The organism is Sphingomonas lutea, assembly GCF_014396785.1.
In the GTDB taxonomy this organism is placed as follows: Bacteria; Pseudomonadota; Alphaproteobacteria; order Sphingomonadales; family Sphingomonadaceae; genus Sphingomicrobium; species Sphingomicrobium luteum.
In genome coordinates this window covers 703437-720298 of the sequence record NZ_CP060718.1, presented here as the reverse complement: position 1 = coordinate 720298, position 16862 = coordinate 703437, and the positions used below count along the sequence as shown (strand labels likewise).

At 64.5% G+C, this 16862-nt stretch carries 17 protein-coding genes and 2 tRNA genes; 8 read left to right on the top strand and 11 right to left on the bottom strand.

Features of this window, described 5'->3' with window-relative positions; all coding sequences use genetic code 11:
* Positions 1-37 precede the first annotated feature (37 nt).
* Positions 38-703 (top strand): porin family protein, encoded by a 666-nt coding sequence (locus tag H9L13_RS03780; RefSeq protein ID WP_187539167.1) that lies wholly within the window; start codon positions 38-40, stop codon positions 701-703.
* A 54-nt stretch (positions 704-757) separates the two neighbouring features.
* Here the strand turns inward: H9L13_RS03780 and H9L13_RS03775 are convergent, their stop codons facing one another.
* Positions 758-1741, bottom strand: a complete 984-nt coding sequence (locus tag H9L13_RS03775; protein ID WP_187540113.1) for an NAD(P)H-dependent flavin oxidoreductase — start codon at positions 1739-1741, stop codon at positions 758-760.
* Positions 1742-1888: 147 nt separating this feature from the next.
* Positions 1889-3121: an aspartate kinase gene (locus tag H9L13_RS03770; RefSeq protein WP_187540111.1), complete on the bottom strand. Its 1233-nt coding sequence runs from the start codon at positions 3119-3121 to the stop codon at positions 1889-1891.
* 46 nt (positions 3122-3167) lie between these two features.
* On the opposite strand from H9L13_RS03770, the gene ubiG reads away from it, so the two are divergent.
* Positions 3168-3887: a bifunctional 2-polyprenyl-6-hydroxyphenol methylase/3-demethylubiquinol 3-O-methyltransferase UbiG gene (gene ubiG / locus H9L13_RS03765; protein ID WP_187539165.1), complete on the top strand. Its 720-nt coding sequence runs from the start codon at positions 3168-3170 to the stop codon at positions 3885-3887.
* A 312-nt stretch (positions 3888-4199) separates the two neighbouring features.
* Here the strand turns inward: ubiG and H9L13_RS03760 are convergent, their stop codons facing one another.
* The 5 genes from H9L13_RS03760 to H9L13_RS03740 all read right to left on the bottom strand — a co-directional run bounded on the left by H9L13_RS03760 (position 4200) and on the right by H9L13_RS03740 (position 8434).
* On the bottom strand, positions 4200-4871 hold the full coding sequence (locus H9L13_RS03760) for a glutathione S-transferase family protein (protein WP_187539163.1): 672 nt from the start codon (positions 4869-4871) through the stop codon (positions 4200-4202).
* Between the two features lie 35 nt (positions 4872-4906).
* Positions 4907-5359 (bottom strand): hypothetical protein, encoded by a 453-nt coding sequence (locus H9L13_RS03755; RefSeq protein ID WP_187539161.1) that lies wholly within the window; start codon positions 5357-5359, stop codon positions 4907-4909.
* A 72-nt stretch (positions 5360-5431) separates the two neighbouring features.
* The gene (locus H9L13_RS03750; protein ID WP_187539159.1) at positions 5432-6232 is read right to left on the bottom strand and encodes an undecaprenyl-diphosphate phosphatase; all 801 of its coding nucleotides are present in this window, start codon (positions 6230-6232) and stop codon (positions 5432-5434) included.
* A 3-nt stretch (positions 6233-6235) separates the two neighbouring features.
* On the bottom strand, positions 6236-7192 hold the full coding sequence (locus H9L13_RS03745) for a complex I NDUFA9 subunit family protein (RefSeq protein ID WP_187539157.1): 957 nt from the start codon (positions 7190-7192) through the stop codon (positions 6236-6238).
* A gap of 60 nt (positions 7193-7252) precedes the next feature.
* On the bottom strand, positions 7253-8434 hold the full coding sequence (locus tag H9L13_RS03740; protein WP_187539155.1) for an aspartyl protease family protein: 1182 nt from the start codon (positions 8432-8434) through the stop codon (positions 7253-7255).
* 119 nt (positions 8435-8553) lie between these two features.
* Here H9L13_RS03740 and H9L13_RS03735 point away from each other — a divergent pair, with 119 nt between their 5' ends.
* From H9L13_RS03735 to H9L13_RS03725, 3 genes are all read left to right on the top strand, one after another.
* Positions 8554-9006, top strand: coding sequence for a DUF2975 domain-containing protein (locus H9L13_RS03735; RefSeq protein ID WP_187539153.1), 453 nt, complete (start codon positions 8554-8556; stop codon positions 9004-9006).
* A complete protein-coding gene (locus tag H9L13_RS03730) occupies positions 9006-9230 on the top strand; it encodes a helix-turn-helix domain-containing protein (protein ID WP_187539151.1) in 225 nt (74 codons plus the stop codon). The genes H9L13_RS03735 and H9L13_RS03730 overlap by 1 nt, the downstream gene beginning before the upstream one ends.
* 63 nt (positions 9231-9293) lie before the next feature.
* Positions 9294-9380 (top strand) — tRNA-Leu (locus tag H9L13_RS03725).
* A 198-nt stretch (positions 9381-9578) separates the two neighbouring features.
* Here H9L13_RS03725 and H9L13_RS03720 read toward each other — a convergent pair.
* On the bottom strand, positions 9579-11156 hold the full coding sequence (locus H9L13_RS03720; RefSeq protein WP_187539149.1) for a putative bifunctional diguanylate cyclase/phosphodiesterase: 1578 nt from the start codon (positions 11154-11156) through the stop codon (positions 9579-9581).
* Positions 11157-11403: 247 nt separating this feature from the next.
* On the opposite strand from H9L13_RS03720, the gene H9L13_RS03715 reads away from it, so the two are divergent.
* On the top strand, positions 11404-11853 hold the full coding sequence (locus H9L13_RS03715) for a CAP domain-containing protein (protein WP_187539147.1): 450 nt from the start codon (positions 11404-11406) through the stop codon (positions 11851-11853).
* On the opposite strand, the gene H9L13_RS03710 is transcribed toward H9L13_RS03715, so the two are convergent.
* Positions 11850-12476, bottom strand: coding sequence for a (d)CMP kinase (locus H9L13_RS03710; protein ID WP_187540110.1), 627 nt, complete (start codon positions 12474-12476; stop codon positions 11850-11852). The two genes, H9L13_RS03715 and H9L13_RS03710, sit on opposite strands and share 4 nt — an antisense overlap.
* Positions 12477-12615: 139 nt before the next feature.
* On the opposite strand from H9L13_RS03710, the gene H9L13_RS03705 reads away from it, so the two are divergent.
* Together H9L13_RS03705 and H9L13_RS03700 are read left to right on the top strand one after the other, a co-directional pair.
* Entirely contained in the window at positions 12616-12930 is a 315-nt protein-coding gene (locus tag H9L13_RS03705; protein ID WP_187539145.1) for an FYDLN acid domain-containing protein, read from the top strand.
* A 79-nt stretch (positions 12931-13009) separates the two neighbouring features.
* A tRNA-Ala gene (locus H9L13_RS03700) sits at positions 13010-13085 on the top strand.
* 26 nt (positions 13086-13111) lie between these two features.
* Here H9L13_RS03700 and H9L13_RS03695 read toward each other — a convergent pair.
* Complete coding sequence (locus tag H9L13_RS03695; RefSeq protein WP_187539143.1) at positions 13112-15193, bottom strand: PAS domain-containing sensor histidine kinase; 2082 nt, start codon at positions 15191-15193, stop codon at positions 13112-13114.
* A gap of 10 nt (positions 15194-15203) precedes the next feature.
* The gene (locus H9L13_RS03690; RefSeq protein ID WP_328282562.1) at positions 15204-16694 is read right to left on the bottom strand and encodes an ATPase domain-containing protein; all 1491 of its coding nucleotides are present in this window, start codon (positions 16692-16694) and stop codon (positions 15204-15206) included.
* Positions 16695-16862: the final 168 nt, after the last annotated feature.

Genomic DNA, 16862 nt, shown 5'->3' with positions numbered 1-16862 from the left:
TGAAGCGCTTGAGATTGAGCGCTGGGGGATCAGAACCATGAACAAGAAGGTCATTATGTTTGCGGCCGCGCTGGCCGTTTCGACGCCGGCATTGGCGCAGGATGCCGGCACGACGGGGTCGGTGAGCGTCGGGGTGACCGGCGGAACGCTCGGCATCGGGCCGGAAGTCGGCTTCCGCTTTTCCGACATGTTCGGGGTCCGTGGCAACGTCACCTTCCTTAGCATCAGCCAGGACGCCGAATCCGACGGCGTCGACTATGACGGCAAGCTCAAGCTCGCTTCGGGCGGGCTGATGCTCGACGTCCACCCGTTCGGTGGCGGGTTCCGTGTGTCGGGGGGCGCGCGGATCAACGGCAACAAGGTGCGCCTGACCGCCACGCCGACCGAGGACGTCGAGATTGGCGACGAAGTCTACACGCCGGAAGAAATCGGCGTGCTGTCGGGTAACGTCAAAGCCAAGTCGTTCGCGCCGACACTGACGCTGGGCTATTTCGGCGGCGCGACGCGCGGCCTCAACTTCGGGATCGAGGCAGGCGGCATGTTCCAGGGCTCGCCGCGCGTTCGTGACCTCAAGACAACTGGGCTCCTGGCGACCGATCCGGACTTCCAGGAAGAACTCGCCCGCGAAGCCGATGAACTGGAGGATGAGGTCGATTATAAGATCTTCCCAATCGTCCAAGTCTCCCTGGGCTATCGGTTCTAACGGGCGGGGGCCAGTGGGCGTCCCGCGGGGTCACCGCGGGGCGCCCCAAGTTTTTCAGCCGCGGCTTTCGAGCGCTGCTGCGGCTTCATCGACCAGCTCCTTGAGAATCGCCGCAACCGGTTCCTCGCGCGTGACCATGCCGACCGACTGACCGGCCATCACGCTACCTGTTTCGACATCGCCGTCGATCACCGCGCGGCGCAGTGCACCCGCCCAATAATGTTCGATCTGCAACTGCGCTTCGGCCATCTCCAGCGCGCCGCTGTCGAGCAGATCGGCGACCTCGCGCTGCTTGGCGGCGAAGCGTTCGGTTTCCTTGTTCTTGAGCGCGCGCACCGGAATGACGGGCAGCCGCGGATCGATCTGCACCGACAGGATCGCGTCGCGCGCCGAGGCGCGGAGGAACGCTTTCTTGAAGCTGGCGTGGGCGATGCTTTCATGCGCACAGACCAGGCGTGTCCCGATCTGCACCCCGACCGCGCCCATTTCGAGATAGGCCGCAACCGCCTCCCCGCGCCCAATCCCGCCGGCGATGAACACCGGAATGTCGTGGCAGACGTGGGGCAGGATTTCCTGCGCGAGGACCGAGGTCGAGACCGGCCCGATATGACCGCCCGCCTCCATCCCCTCGATCACCAGGGCATCGACGCCCGAACGCATCAATTTCTTGGCCAGCGCAAGCGCGGGGGCGAAGCCCATCAATTTGGCGCCGTTCGCCTTGATCTTCTCGATCGCCCAGCCCGGCGGAAGTCCGCCGGCGAGCACGACGTGGCTGACCTCATGCTTCGCGCAAACGTCGATCAATTCCGCCAGCATCGGATGCATAGTGATGAGGTTGACGCCGAACGGCTTGGCGGTGCGCTTTTTGGTCTCGGCAATTTCCGTATCCAGCAGCTCGGGCGTCATGGCGCCGCAGGCGATCACGCCGAAACCGCCGGCGTTACTGATTGCCGAGACGAGGTTGCGCTCACTGACCCAGCTCATTGCCCCGCCCATGATCGCGACCTCGCAGCCGAGGAAGTCGGTGCCGCGGTGCATCAATTCGGCAAGACGGCGTCGGCCGTGCAAGCCCTCTCCCTCGATGGGGGAGGGTTGGGTGGGGGTAAGGTCGTTCATAGGGCGGCGTCTCTAGCGGACACCTCACCCCACCCCAACCCCTCCCCATCAAGGGGAGGGCTACGTGGTTCACGCCGATTGCTCCGCGTCGAGGCCGAACGCCGAGTGCAGCATCCGCACCGCCAGATCGAGCTCGCTTTCGGCGATCAGCGCGCTGACCTTGATCTCGCTGGTCGAGACCGCGTGAAGGTTGATCTGCCGCTCGGCCAGAACGTCGAACATCCGCGCCGCGAGCTGCGGGTTGGAGCGGATGCCGACGCCGACGATGCTGACCTTGGCGACCGCATCGTCGTGGATCAGCTCGGCATAGCCGATCTCGCCTTTACGCTGCTCGATCACCGCCATCGCCTGCGACAGGCTGGCGCGTGGAACGGTGAAGGTCAGGTCGGACGACCCGGTGTTGGGCGTCGCGGCGTGGACGATCATGTCGAGCGACAGCCCGGCTTCGGCCAGCGGCGCGATCACCTGCGCGACGGTGCCGGGCTTGTCGGGGACGCCGGTCAGCGTGATCCGCGCCTCGTTGCGGTCGGCGGCGATGCCCGCGATCTCATTGCGTTCCATGTTCGCTCCTGAAAGCTCGGCGACGATGTCGGTGCCGGGCAAATCCTCGAAGGCCGACAGCACGCGCAGCGGCAGTTTCTCGCGCATCGCCAGCCCGACCGAGCGCACCTGCAGCACCTTGGCGCCGACGCCCGCAAGCTCGAGCATTTCCTCGAACGTCACCTGGGTCAGCTTGCGCGCGCGCGGCACGATCCGCGGATCGGTGGTGTAGACGCCGTCGACGTCGGTGTAGATGTCGCAGCGGTCGGCCTTCAGCCCCGCGGCGATGGCCACCGCGCTGGTGTCCGACCCGCCGCGGCCAAGCGTCGCCAGCCGCCCGTCGTCGGACACGCCCTGGAAGCCGGGGATGACCGCGACTGTGCCATTACGCAGCGCCTCATCGAGCGTGGCGCCCTCGACCGCCTCGACCCGCGCATTGCCGTGGACTCCCGATGCCCGCACCAATTGCCAGCCCATGAAGCTGCGCGCGTTCACGCCCATGCCTTGCAGCGTCATCGCCAGCAGGCCTGCGGTCACCTGCTCGCCCGAGGCGACCACGACGTCATATTCGGTCGGATCATGCAGCGCGGCGGCCTCGCGGCAGAGCTGCACCAGCCGGTCGGTCTCCCCGGCCATCGCGGAAACCACCACCAGCACCTGATTGCCCGCCTCGGCCTCGCGCCGGACACGCGCGGCGACACTGCGGATGCGCTCGATACCCGCCATCGACGTTCCGCCGAACTTCATTACGATACGGGGCAGGCTGAAGCTCCTTGGGCTGGGACGCGCGGACTGTTAGGAGGCGCGCATGGCCGAAACAAGCATCCTGCCACGCGAGGTCGAACAGTTCGGCAAGCTCGCAGCGGATTGGTGGGACCCGAAGGGCTCGTCAGCGATGCTGCATAAGCTCAACCCGGTGCGGCTCGGCTACATCCGCGACCAGATCGACCGGCACTGGCAGGTGGACGAGCATCTGCGGCGGCCACTCGAAGGCAAGAGCGCGCTCGACGTTGGCTGCGGCGCGGGCCTGCTGGCCGAGCCGCTTGCACGGATGGGCGCGAAGGTCACCGCGATTGACGCCACGCCCGAGGTGATCGCGGTGGCGCGCGACCATGCGGCGGGGCAAGGGTTGGAGATCGACTACCGGCAGGGCGACGTGCAGGCGCTTGACGGCCAATATGACCTCGTCACCTGCCTCGAGGTCATCGAGCATGTCGCCGATCCCGCTGCCTTCCTGAGGGCGCTTGCGGCGCGGCTGGCGCCGGACGGGTTGCTGATCCTGTCGACGCCCAACGCCACCGGCTGGTCGAAGCTGATGATGATCACGCTCGCCGAAGGCCTCGGCCAGATCCCGCGCGGCACGCATGATTTCGACAAGTTTATCTCGCCCGAGCGGATGAAGACGCTGCTCGCGGATGCGGGGTTGGAGTGCGTCGACGTGGAGGGCATTGCCTGGTCACCGTCGCGGGGGCTGCATCTCAGCGATGATGTGCGGTTGAATTATCTGGTAGCGGCGGTGCGCGCTTGAGCGCAGCGTTGTGCGTTGTGATCCTGATGCTCGGCCTCAACAAGGGCTCGATACCGTTATATCTTACGGGACTTGCTTACAGGCGGACCGAGCCTGCGGCGTTTTGGGTCGGCGTCTTATTATGGTCCATCGCCTTGGTTGGATGCCTGATCGCGATTGCAGCCGGCGCGGAGTGAATCCGCGCGGTGACCTTCGGTCAGCTGCGCTTCCGGTCCTGTCGCCCTATGGGCGCAGGCCGTCCGGCATTCGGCATCTCTTCGACATAAGCTCCCGTTTGCTTCGCAAACGCTCCCTTATGCTCGGTGCCTCCCGCTAAAAATCCACCTTGTCGTAATGCCCCGGCGGCACGATCACTTCCATCCGCTCCCCCAGCAGCGGCCGGAAGCACGGCCGAGACTTCATTACCGCGTACCAATCCTGGGTCTGCTTGTGCCCGCGCCAGTCGAGCGCGCCGAGATAATCGATCACGCTCAGATGCGCGGCGGCGGTAAAGTCGGCGAGGCTCAGCCCCGGTCCCGCTAGCCAGCGGCGGTGGTCGAGCAGATAATCGATATAATCGAGATGCTCGGACGCGATCCGCATCGCCTCCCGCAGCACGCGCGTGTCGGGGCTTTCGCGGCTGACCAGGCGCTTGCGCATCCGTTCGTTCATCAGCGGCTCGACCACTTCGCGATAGAGCTTGATGTCGAACCATTCGGTCATTCGGCGGATTTCGGCGCGAAGCGCGGCATTGCCGTGGACCATCGGCATGCGGTCGACCGTCTCGTCGAGATATTCGACGATCGGCTGCGACCCGATCAGCGTAATCCCCTGGTCGGCGTCGACCATCACCGGCGTTTCGCCCGCGGGGTTCAGGTCGACGAACTCGTCGCGCTTCTCCCACGGATTCTCGCGCACCAGCTCATGCCCGACGCCCTTCTCGGCGAGGACGAGCCGGACCTTGCGGGAGAAAGGGCACAGGGGGAATTGGAAGAGCTGCCACATGCGAGGGGCAGCTTTAGCGCGGTGGGACGGCGCGTCTACCGCTTCGGATAGGTCGGGTCAGGCAAATTTGCGGTTGCGCGTTCGATGGCCTCACCCGCCTTGGTCATGCCCTGCATCATCGCGGGCAGCGCCTCGCCTAGCGCCTTCATTCCCTGTTCGAGCATCGGGCGCGCATTGGCCATCTGCTGCTGCACGTCACGCTCGAAATTGCGATTGTCGCGGCGGCCCATGTCGCGCACGGTCATGCGCCGTTCCGCCGCCGTCGGGGCGCGGCCTTCGACCGCGGCCTGCACCTCGCCCACGGGCAGGTTCATGAAGCTCCTGGACATCGCCTGCATGACGCGCGCCATGCGGTCTGCCATCGCAGGGTCATTGAGCACACGCTGGATTTGCGCGGTGTCGGGTGCCGCCTTGGGCGCAACAGGCGCCTGGGCAAGTGCGGGGCTCGCGCCCAGAAACATCGGGATCAGGAGAAGCTTGGTACGCATCGTCTCGCCCTTTCGGCCAACCGCCTGATTTGTCAGGGGAACCAGCTTAACCCAAAGTGACGCAAGGATAAACTAGCGAAGCGTTAGCCAGACCACAGCGGCGGTGCCGGCGACGATGCGATACCAGCCGAATGGCGCGAAGCCATAGCGGGTAACGATCGCCAGAAAGCCTTTCACCACCACCCAGGCGACGACGAAGGAGACGAGGCTGCCGAGCCCGATCCACTGCAGCTGGCCGGTCGGGATTTCGTCCCAATGCTTGAACAATTGCAGCGTGGTCGCGCCCGCCAGCGTGGGCACGGCGAGGAAGAAGCTGAATTCCGCCGCGGTCTTGCGGTCGATGCCGAGGCTCATCGCGCCGAGGATCGTCGCGCCCGAGCGGCTGACCCCAGGAATCATCGCCAGGCACTGGACGAGGCCGATCGACGCCGATTGGCGCAGTGTTAGGTTCGAGACCCCGCCGCTTTCCTTCGGCTTCACCAGCCGTTCGATCACCAAGATGGCGATCCCGCCGATGATCAGCGCCCAGGCGACGATGACCGCATTGGCCAGCATCGTTTCGATCGCGTCGCCAAGCGCCAGGCCGAGGACGACGGCGGGCGTGAAGGCGACAAGGACGTTGCGCACGAACCGCCACGCATCGGGGCTGCGCTCGAACATCCCCTTCAGCACCTCCCAGAAGGTGCGCCAGTAGAGGACGACGATGGCGAGGATCGCGCCCGGCTGGATGGCGATGTTGAACACCGCCCATTCGTCGGCGCGGAAGCCGAGCAGCTCGGTGGCGAGGATGAGGTGGCCGGTCGAGGAGACGGGCAGATATTCGGTGACGCCCTCGACGATGCCGAGGATGATAACCAACCAGAGGATGGGCATGCGCTAGTTGGCCGCGGTTGCGCTGGCGCGGTGACCGGCGAAGCGGCCTCCGCGATTGAACCGGCCGAGCCATTCCGCGCCCACGGCGGCGAGCGGCGTGGCCTCTATGCCGAACGCTTCCAGCCCCGGTTGCCTGCCCGACGGCACATTGTCCTGCTGAAGCATCTTCCATTGATCAGCGGTCAGCGGCGCTCCGGGCAGCCAACCGAACATGGAAAGAAACTTGCCCGCGATGTTTGGCAGCTCGATGAGGTCAGGGTTCTGCCCCGACAACGCAAAAATCTGCCGATGCAGGTCGATCATGCTCATGGGCTGGGGTCCGGCGATTTCATAGGTCTTGCCGGCGTGCGCGCGAGGATTGCTCGCCGCGATGGCGATCGCCTTGGCCAGGTCGCGCACGTAGACAGGCTGGAATTTCGTCGCTGCCGCAAGCACCGGCAGCAGCGGCAGCCGACCCATTGCAGCGAAGCGATTGGTCAGCTGATCCTCCGGCCCGAACACCAGCGATGGCCGGATGATCGTAGCGTTCGGAAAAGCGGCGCGCACCGCGGCCTCGCCCTCCCCCTTACTGCGCGCATAATCGGAAACGCCGGCGGAGTCGGCGCCGATCGCAGACATTTGCACCAAGGCGCTGACGCCATTCGCGGCCGCGACCTCGGCCACATTGCGTGCGCCTTCGACGTGGACGCTCCACATCTGCTTGCCGAAGACGCCCGGGAGGTTGATCACCGCCGTCGCGCCGCGGATCGCGCCGGCGATCGTGTCACGACGCCGCGTATCGGCACTGACGAAGCCGATCTGCCCCACCTGGGCAAGCGGCTGCAGAAAATGCGCCTTCCGAGGGTCGCGCTGGGCAACACGGACCCGCGCACCGGCGCGAAGCAGGCTCTCGCAGACGTAGCGGCCAATAAAGCCGCCGCCGCCAAAGACGGTGACCAGCTCTTCCTTGAGGTCGATCATTGCGCGGCCCTAGCTCCGCCCGCTTGGCGTTGACAAGCGGGCGCAAGCGCCAGGCACCGGTCAGTAATAGTCGCGGAGCGTCACCGTGACCCGGCTGCCGTCGGCGCGCTCCAGCAGCACGGACTTGCCGGCGCGGCCGCGCGTCCAGTCGGCACCCTGATAATAAGAAGCGGTGACCTGACGGCCGTCGACGGCGACAATCTCATCGCCTTCTTTCAGACCTGCCGCTGCGGCCGGCCCCTGGGGCGAGACGAACGCGACGCGCAGCCGATTCCCGACCAGCTCAAGCCTCGTGCCCGAGCGGTCGCGCTCGAAGCTCGGGGCATCGCGCCGCGGGGTCAGGTAGATGCGGTCGCGGCCGAGATCGAGATCGACGTGGAACTGCTTGAGCAAGCCGATGCCGACATTGGCCATCTTTTCAGGGTCGTGATCGTTGCCGGAGTCGGACAGGGTTGCAGGGACGTTGGCGAACGTGCGGTTGCCCAGGCCCACCGCCGGAAGGACAGTTACCCGGGCCGCATGCAGGCCGCCGACCCCGCCCATGCGGCTTTCGGCGTAGCGCAAGCGCGAAAGATCCGCGCGCGCGCCCCAATAGGTTCGGGGCAACGACAAGTTGCCGCCATTGCCGAGGTCAAGCAGTGCCTGGATCGGCTTGTCCCCGGCGACAGCCACGGGAATCGTGTTGAACGGCCCCTTGCGCGACAATTTGAGCTCCGCAGCGGCGGCTGCAGGCCTGAACGACGCGTGCGAATTGACCGTCAGGGTCCGCCCGGCCCAGTCGAGCGACACGACTGCCGAATTGAAGAATTCCCGGCCGAGGATGACGTTGACCGGACGGCCGATGCCGCGCGACACCAGCGACAGGTCGATGACGCCGACCGTCATGTCTTCAAACCGCATCCCGCCGATTTCGAGGGTAACGCCGGACACGAGTTCCGCGTCGACCGCGCCGCCGGCACCCTGTCCCTGGATCTTGCGGCCCGGCGGCAGGCCGATCGAACGCGCATAGGCCGCGTCGATCGTCGTCGCGCTTGCGCCGGTATCGAGGATCACCGGAGTCGGATGCCCATTGAGCTCCGCAGCGGCAAAAATCCGGTTGCCGCGATACAGTTCGAACGGAACGGTGTGCGATTGCGCCATGAACGTCACCCTCGGCGGCGCGATCTGCTGCGCGTGGGCAAGGGTCAGGCCGCCGGCCGAAGCAAGCGCGAGGCTGGCAAGGATGATCGACAGTTTCTTCACGATTGCGGCTCCATCTGCGTTGCTGTAGATTGGCAATCTATTATTGTTGGACGATAATCATGTCAAGCGAGACAACAAATAGATCGATCAGTCTTTCAGCTTCGCGTCTCCGTTGGGGAGTGTGGGCGACGATCATCCTGATGGCGTCGCTTTATGCCGCTGCCCGATTCGGCGTCGACACCGGCACGGTGCGGCTGGAACGCCACCAATCCGGGCTCGATACGCCCGCGGCGCGTGCAATCGGGGACGTCTCGATGGTTCTGCTGATCGCCGCGCTGATCCGCCTGACCCAGATGTTGGGCCGGATCGCGCGCGGCGAACTGTTTTCAGCCGGCGTCGTCGCCGCGTTCCGAAGCTTCGCCTTCTGGCTGCTGCTCATGGCGCTGATCGGCCTGATTGCGCCGCCCGCAGCCCAGCTTGCCCAGGCCGCGCTTGGCGGTCCGCCCCGGATCGAGATGCGGATCGATTTCCGCGCCGTCCTTACCGTGGGCGTGACGCTCGTGCTGTTCCTCATCGCGCGGTTGCTCGAGCGTGCGCGCGGTATCGACGAAGAAAATCGGGCATTCGTCTGATGCCGATCGTCATCCGGCTCGACGTCATGCTGGCGATGCGCAAGGTGAAGTCGAAGGACCTTGCTGCCGCGGTCGGCATAACGGAAGCCAATCTGTCGTTGCTCAAGTCGGGCAAGGTCAAGGGCATCCGCTTCGCCACGCTCGAGGCGATCTGCGAGGAGCTCGACTGCAAGCCCGGCGACATCATCGACTATGAGCCCGACGCCAGGGCCGGGGCTCAATAAGCGCGTTGACAGGCGGACGCTGCGCCCTCTAAGCGCGCCGCCTGCCTACAAACTGACCCCTGTGCCCAGGTGGCGGAATTGGTAGACGCACCAGCTTCAGGTGCTGGCGCTCGCAAGGGCGTGGAGGTTCGAGTCCTCTCCTGGGCACCATTCCTCACAACCGAACACCTGCATTCCGCGACCGACGCCGCCGGAGTAGGAAATTTCCTATTGCGCTTAGGGAACAAGTAGGGAACATGATGGCGCTCGGAGTCGCCCCATGCTTGTTCTCGATCCTGCCTTCTTGATTGCGCTTGCTGCCTTGGTCAGCAGCCTGTCGGCCTTCGTCTGGTCGGTGCGCCGAAAGCCTTAAGACGCACGGCGGCGCCGCGCCGCCGAATCTTGCGCCGGTGGAGCCGAGCCCTGGTCCAGCCCCAGGAACGAACGGACCGTTTCCGCGGAGACGGCGCGCCCGAACAGCCAGCCCTGCGCTTCGCTGCAGCCATATTTACTGAGCTCACCGCGGATTGCTTCGGATTCGACGCCCTCGGCGGTGATCGGCACGTTGAGCGAGTGGCCGAGGCTGGCGATCGTGTTCACGATCGCGGCCGTCTGCTCGCTCTTGACGATCGTGCTGATGAAGCTCTTGTCGATCTTGATCCGGTCGACGGGCAGGGAGTCGACCTGCGCCAGCGCGGCGTAGCCCGTGCCGAAATCGTCGAGCGAGATGCTGACCCCGAGGTTCTTGAGGCTCTGCATGATCGTGATTGCCTGGTCGCGATCTTCGAGCAGCGAGGCCTCGGTGATCTCGATTTCCAGACGGTGCGCGGGGAATCCCGTCTTGGTCATGATCTTGGTGATCTGCTCGGCCAGCGTGCGCTCGCGGAACTGAACGGGCGAGAAGTTGACCGCGAGCTTGAGGTGCGGCGGCCAGTTGCGCGCATCGGCCATCGCCTGCTCGATCACGCTCATCGTCAACGGGCCGATCAGGCCGGTCGCATCGGCTGCTTCGATGAAGTTTTCGGCTTCACTGAAGCCGCGCGTCGGCGAGCGCCAACGCGCAAGCGCTTCGAACCCGACAAGTTCGCGCGTGGCGAGATCAATCAGCGGCTGGAAGAAGGGGACGAACTCCCCGTTCTGCACGCCGCGGCGAATGTCCTCTTCAAGCTTGAGGCGCTCGGCCAGCTCCAGCTCGAGTGCGCGATCGAACCAGGCAAACGTATTCCGTCCGCCGCGCTTCGATGCGTAAAGCGCGACGTCGCTGCGGCGCAGGACGTCCTCCTCCCTGCTGCCGCGCTCGATCCACGCGAGGCCGATCGAACCGGAGACGCGCGCTTGGCCACCTTCGACGGCGATCGGTTGATCGAGGCGCGCCAGGATGCCCGTGGCGACCTCTTCTGCGCCGGCCGTGGTCAGCTCGCGATGGAGAATGGCGAACTCGTCGCCACCGATCCGGGCCCAGCATGAAGCGTCAGGGGTAGCCGCGGTAATCGAGTCCGCGACGGAGCGCAGAAGCTGATCGCCCGCAAGATGTCCGTGCAAATCGTTGACCCGCTTGAAATGATCGAGGTCGAGAAGCAGCAGCACCCCGCCCTTCCTTGCCTCGATGGCCTCGGTCAAAGCGCGCATCAATTCGCGCCGGTTCGACAGACCGGTCGCGGGGTCGGTGTTCGCATTGCGCTGCGCCAGACGGTCCGCCTCTTCGTAGGCGCCAAGCGCCAGCCGCAGGTCCTTGGATCGCCGCCAGCCGAACAGGATGATCGCAATGTTCAGGAGGAAAGCGATTTGCAGCGTGTTCGCAGCGTCGGGCAGGCGTGCGGCGATCGATGCCGGTGACAGCACCTGCGCACCAAGCACAACGAACAGCAGGATCGCCGCGCCCGTCGCGCAACTCGTAATGAGATGGCTGCTCGCAATGCGAACCGCCTTGCTGGTGACTCTCGACACTCGCTCTAGACCCCCATCGGCGCGGATAGCGAACACAGATGAAAAATGTCCTACCGCCCGCTGTTAACCATGCGCGCTGAGAAGACCTTAGGAGGTCGCCGCCAAAACCAGCGCGATGTTGCGATGCGCCCTTCTCGCAGTAGCTGCGCTTGTCGCGGTGCCGGCCGCGGCTCAAGCGCCGCTCCAAGGCGCGAGCGGTGCGCTCGCCCAGCGATTGCTTGCCGCCCATAATCATGAACGCGCGCTCGTGGGTCACGCACCCCTGGTCTGGGACGCGCAATTGGCGGCGGCCGCCGCGTCCTACGGCCCGACTCTCGCCAGCCTGCGTCGTCTCGTCCACTCACCGCGAGATACCCGCCCGGGCCAGCGCGAAAATCTGGCGATGGCGGTCCATCGCACGCTCAGCCCGGAACAGCTGATCGAGCTGTGGAGCCGGGAAAAGCACTTACTCCAACCGGGGCTCGCCGGCCCCGCCTGCCCGAGCCGGTACGGCTGCATGATGTTCCCGGCAGGTAGCCGCACCGGGCGTTGGGAGGACGTGGCGCATTACACGCAGATGGTGTGGCCGACGACAACGCGCGTCGGCTGCGCCATCTTTTCAACCGACTGCGATTACCTGATCTGCCGCTATTCGCCGCCCGGCAACATCGACGGGAAGCCGATCTTCACCACTGCCGCCGCGGCAATCGTCCGCTAGGGTAGGGCGAGCCTTTCTTCGACCAGCCGGATCGCCTCGGCGATGGCGGCGTTCACGTCGAGACCGCTCGTGTCGAGCAGGATGGCATCGTCTGCCTGGCGCAACGGCGCGGTCTCACGCGATGCATCACGAGCGTCCCGCGCCCTGATGTCGTTCAGCACGTCGGCAAGATGCGCGGCCATCCCGCGTCCCACAAGCTCCTGGTGACGGCGAGCGGCGCGGACTTCCGGCGAGGCGGTGACGAACAATTTCGCATCGGCCTGCGGAGCGATCACCGTGCCGATATCCCGCCCGTCGAGGACTGCGCCGCCCGGTTGCCCGGCGAATTCCTGCTGACGCTCCAGCAGCGCTGTCCGGACCGAGGGATATGCCGAGACTGCTGACGCGAACTTCGAAACGGTTTCGGTCCGCAGCTCCGGATCGGCGGGGTCGACACCAAGTTCGTGGCAGGCGCGCAGGGCCTCGAACTCATTGCCTGGGTCGCCGCCCCAGCGAAAAAGCTGCAGCGCCACTGCGCGATAGAGGAGCCCGGTATCCATGTGCGGCAGGCCGAAGTGGCGCGCCAGTGCACGGGCGATCGTGCCCTTTCCACTGGCCGCCGGGCCGTCGACCGCAATGATCAGGCCCTTTTTCACGGCGCTCCGTTCCAACTCTGGCATTGAAGCGACGCGCTTTGACAGGGCCATATCGCTATGGCAAGGCGCCGCCCCGAACCGCGGTCCGACCCGCGACGATCGACTTTTTCACTGGAGAAGACCTCACATGGTGAAGCCCGAATGGGGCACCAAGCGCACTTGCCCCAAGTGCTCGACCCGCTTTTACGACCTCGGCAAAGAAGACCCGGTGCATTGCATCGAGTGCGGCAATGATTTCATGCCCGAGCCGGTTCTGAAGTCCAAGCAGCCGCTCACCTTCGAGGCGGCACCGGCCAAGGAAAAGGCCCAGGACGACGACCTGGCGGCCGACGATCTGGCACCCGATGAGGATGAAGAGATCAGCGCGGACGAGGAAGTCGATCTCAACACTGGCGACGACGACCTGGGCGTCGAGGCGACCGGCGACGAGGACGACAGCTAAGGCAAAAAAGATCTTGTCCGCGCCGTGATATTCCCCCTTTTCCAGCGGGGGATGTTTCCTCTAAGGCGCGTCGGAACGTGGGGCCGTAGCTCAGCTGGGAGAGCGCTGCAATGGCATTGCAGAGGTCAGGGGTTCGATCCCCCTCGGCTCCACCATCCTTCTGAATTTGCCGACGACTGGCTTACTTCGGACGGCGCTTGCCGTGCGCGGCAAGGTCGACCACCTTGCCTTCCGACAATAATTTGGCGATCTCTCGTGCCAAGTCGGCTGCTCGAAATGGCTTGGCCAGCCGCGCAATCTCCGCCTGGCCGCCCGTCATGCGCGCGTAACCGGTGATCAAGAGCGCCTTCATGCCCGGCCGCATTTCCCTTGCCCGATTGACCAGCTCGGCGCCGCGCATTCCGGGCATCAAATAATCGGTGACCAGGATTTCGATGTCCGGCCGCTCGGCCAGGATCTTCAGCGCTGCGCTTCCCGAATTGGCCTGGAGAACCTCATGTCCGATCTCCAACAGCATGTCCGCGGTTGCACGCCGGACGACATCCTCATCGTCGACCAGAAGGATGGCCGTTTGGCGCGGCTGGTGCGCGACCTCGCTTTCGGCGCCCACGAGGACGTCCGCATCACCGTCGAACACCGGCAGCCAGATCTCCGCCGTCGTCCCCTTTCCGGGCGCGCTGACGACATTGAGCGTTCCGCCCGATTGGGCCGCGAGTCCGTGGACCATCGATAGTCCAAGCCCGGTGCCCTCGCCCGGTCCCTTGGTGGTGAAGAAGGGTTCGATCGCCCTTTGCAGCGTGGCATCGTCCATGCCCGTGCCGGTGTCGCTGACAGACAGGCGGATGTAACGTCCCGCCTTGAGCTCGTCGACTTGCTGGTCGCCGATCTCCCGAGTTTCGACCTTGATCGAAAGCCGTCCGCCTCCGGACATCGCGTCGGACGCATTCACCGCAAGGTTGAGAAGCGCAAGTTCGAGCTGATTGGGGTCGATCTTTGCTGCCGGGAGCTGGTTTTCGATTTCAACGTCGACATGAACATGCGGACCGATCGAGCGCTGCAGGAGATCGCGAATCCCCTCGATCAGCTCGCCCACGTTGATCGCTCGCGCCTCAAGATGCTGCCGGCGAGCGAAACTCAGCAGCCGCTGGACCAGGATCGAGGCACGCTCGGATGCCTGGAGCGCCCCGGAAATCAGGCGCCGTGCGCGCTCATCGCCCTCATGCTTGCGGTGGAGAAGGTCAAGCGCCCCAACGATCGGCGTCAACAAGTTGTTGAAATCATGGGCGACGCCGCCGGTCAGCTGGCCGAGGGTTTCGAGCTTTGCCATTTCGTGAACGCGGTTCTGTGCCTCCGACAGCCGCCTCTGGTTCTCGACCCTCTCAGTTACGTCATGAACGAACTGATAGGCACCGATCCGTTCGCCCCGCTCGTCATACAGTGTGTTGAACTTCATCTCGTAGTGGCGACGGTCCCGGGAGGGATCGCCGAACTCCCCGACTTCCGTATACTCTTCTCCCGCAAGAGCGCGGCCCCAAGCCGCTTGCACGGCCTTGCGGTGTTCGGGCGCATGATCGAGCACGTCGAGCATCGAATCCCCGATTTGCGGGCGAACGCCGAAGATGCGCTCGAACTCGTCCCGCGCGGCACGATTGATCGCAAGCCAGCGATAATTGAGATCGGCCACCTGCACGAAGGCGTCGGTCCCTTCGACGATGTCGGCAAGCACCCGCTTTTCCGAAAGAGCTTCGGCAAATCGCTGGCCCAGCTTCTCATTCGCTTCACGCAGACGCAGTTCGCTTGCAGCAAGACGAGCGCGTTCCTGCGAAAGCTCCAGTTCGCGCGCGGCAAGCTGCGCGATTTGTTCTTCCGCCTCATGCTGCTTCCTCCGCGCGCGAAGAGCGGCCCGTGCAGCCGACACCAAGGTCGCGGGAAACAAGGGGCGTTCGAGAATTGTGGTGTTGCCGAGCGATTGGGCAAGGCTCATTTGAGCGGCCGAGTTGGCGCTCTTCCTGGTGAGGAGAATGACGGGAAGGTCGGACCATGAGTGCTGGCGGGTGAGCCATTCCGTCAGGCGCTCAAGGTCCGCTTGTCGGAAGGCCTCTTCGGCAACGATGATTCCTCCCACGCGGCTCCGCTCCAGGGCGTCCAGCAATTCTTCGGCCGTCGCGCACGGCACTACGTCGATCAACGAACGCTCAAGGATATTCGCAATGACTGCGCCGTCGCGGCCGGTTGACGCCAGGATCCCCAAAGTCTGCGGCATGCGTACTCGCCTACAGAGTGTTGAGAAGCTCGCCAGACCCTCCGACGAAGGTCGGCACCCCCGTCAGCACGCCTGAAAAAGTCCGCAATGGATCTCCCACGCGGACCCCCTCCGGCGTGATCTGATATTCCCGGATGGAGGCCTCGTGACCGCCGGTCCGTTTCTTGACGACTGAAAGGGCGCGCTTGAGCTCGCCGAAGGCCTCGAAGAAACGCAGGAGGAGAACCGAATCCGATAGGTAGGTCAGGTCGACCTGCGACTGCATCTGTCCGACCAGCCCGTGCTGAGCAAGGATCAGAAAGGTGATCACCCCCTGCTGGTTCAGGTACGTCAGGAGCTCATGCATCTGGAGCAGCATGAACTGCTCGGCCGGCATCGAGTTCTGGTAGCCCGAAAGGCTGTCAAGGACGACCGCGGACTTATCTTCCATTTCCACCTGGTGACGAATCAAGCTCGAAAGTTCGCCGGGTGAAAGTTCGGCGGGGTCGATCTGGAGGAAGCGGAAGCGATCTCCATGCTGGGCAAAGTCCATCGACAGGCCCGCCGCGCGACGGAAGAAATTGCGGCGGGTCTCGTCGAAGCTGATGAACAGTGCGGATTCGCCGCGTTCCAGCGCCTTGATGAGATATTGCATGGCAAGGGTAGACTTGCCGGAGCCCGCGGGGCCCATGATGAGGGTGCTCGTCCCGCGATCGATGCCGCCGCCAAACAGACTATCAAGCGATTCAATGCCGCTCTCGGCAGGGGGCCGTTCGACGAATCCCTCGACATGTTCATTCGCGATCAGCCGACGAAAAACCTCAACGCCGCCCGTCCGGATGATATAGTCGTGGCTGCCGTCACGGAACGGACGGCCGCGCATCTTGAAGACTTGGAGCCGCCGCCGGTTGCTTCCGTAAACGACAGGCGTCGTCTCAAGCCGGATGACGCCATGGACAAGGCTATGAAGGTTGGCGTCGTCCATTTCTTCGGTCAGGTCATCGACGAAGATCGTCGTGCAGCCCAGACCTGAAAAAAAATGCTTCAGAGCCAGCACCTGGCGCCGATAGCGAAGCGAATTCCCGGCCAGCAGGCGAATGTCCGACAGGCTGTCGAACACCACGCAGGAAGGCTTTCCGCGCTGGACATGGTCCATGACCAACTGCACCGTTTCGCCCAATTCAAGATCGGACGAATAGATGATCGACTGCTGCTGCGAGGGATCGAGGCTGAGTTCCGGGGGAATCAGTTCGTAGATATCGATACCTTCGAGCGACCAGCCGTGCGTGGCAGCCGAATCGAGCAGTTCGTCACGCCCCTCGGAGAGGCTGACGTACAGCGCGCCCTCGCCGCGGTCGCGGGCCGCCATGAGGAATTGCATGGCCAGGGTAGTCTTGCCAGAGCCAGGCCGCCCTTCGAGAAGATGCACCCGACCCTTGGCGTAACCGCCCGCAAGGATGTGGTCGAGCGCGTCGCTCCCCGTCGCGATGCCAGCCGGCTTCATGGCTTGCGGATTACTCAAATCGTCCCTCCTCACGCATACTCGGAGGCGCCTCAACTTTGAGGCTCCCAGAACAAACCTAGCTTCCACCAGCCGGAAGGTCGCGACTCTGCGGGATGCTGTTTGCCCCACTAACGGCATTTTTATGAAGCCGAAACGGTTTCCATCCATTATCACGGGGCTATTGGA

Excerpts from the sequence above, each read along its gene's own strand:
- H9L13_RS03730 (WP_187539151.1), top strand. The coding sequence starts at position 9,006 with ATGCCGATCGTCATCCGGCTCGACGTCATGCTGGCGATGCGCAAGGTG.
- H9L13_RS03780 (WP_187539167.1), top strand. The coding sequence starts at position 38 with ATGAACAAGAAGGTCATTATGTTTGCGGCCGCGCTGGCCGTTTCGACG.
- ubiG (WP_187539165.1), top strand. The coding sequence starts at position 3,168 with ATGGCCGAAACAAGCATCCTGCCACGCGAGGTCGAACAGTTCGGCAAG.
- H9L13_RS03755 (WP_187539161.1), bottom strand. The coding sequence starts at position 5,359 with ATGCGTACCAAGCTTCTCCTGATCCCGATGTTTCTGGGCGCGAGCCCC.
- H9L13_RS03760 (WP_187539163.1), bottom strand. The coding sequence starts at position 4,871 with ATGTGGCAGCTCTTCCAATTCCCCCTGTGCCCTTTCTCCCGCAAGGTC.
- H9L13_RS03775 (WP_187540113.1), bottom strand. The coding sequence starts at position 1,741 with ATGCACCGCGGCACCGACTTCCTCGGCTGCGAGGTCGCGATCATGGGC.
- H9L13_RS03695 (WP_187539143.1), bottom strand. The coding sequence starts at position 15,193 with ATGCCGCAGACTTTGGGGATCCTGGCGTCAACCGGCCGCGACGGCGCA.
- H9L13_RS03705 (WP_187539145.1), top strand. The coding sequence starts at position 12,616 with ATGGTGAAGCCCGAATGGGGCACCAAGCGCACTTGCCCCAAGTGCTCG.
- H9L13_RS03750 (WP_187539159.1), bottom strand. The coding sequence starts at position 6,232 with ATGCCCATCCTCTGGTTGGTTATCATCCTCGGCATCGTCGAGGGCGTC.
- H9L13_RS03745 (WP_187539157.1), bottom strand. The coding sequence starts at position 7,192 with ATGATCGACCTCAAGGAAGAGCTGGTCACCGTCTTTGGCGGCGGCGGC.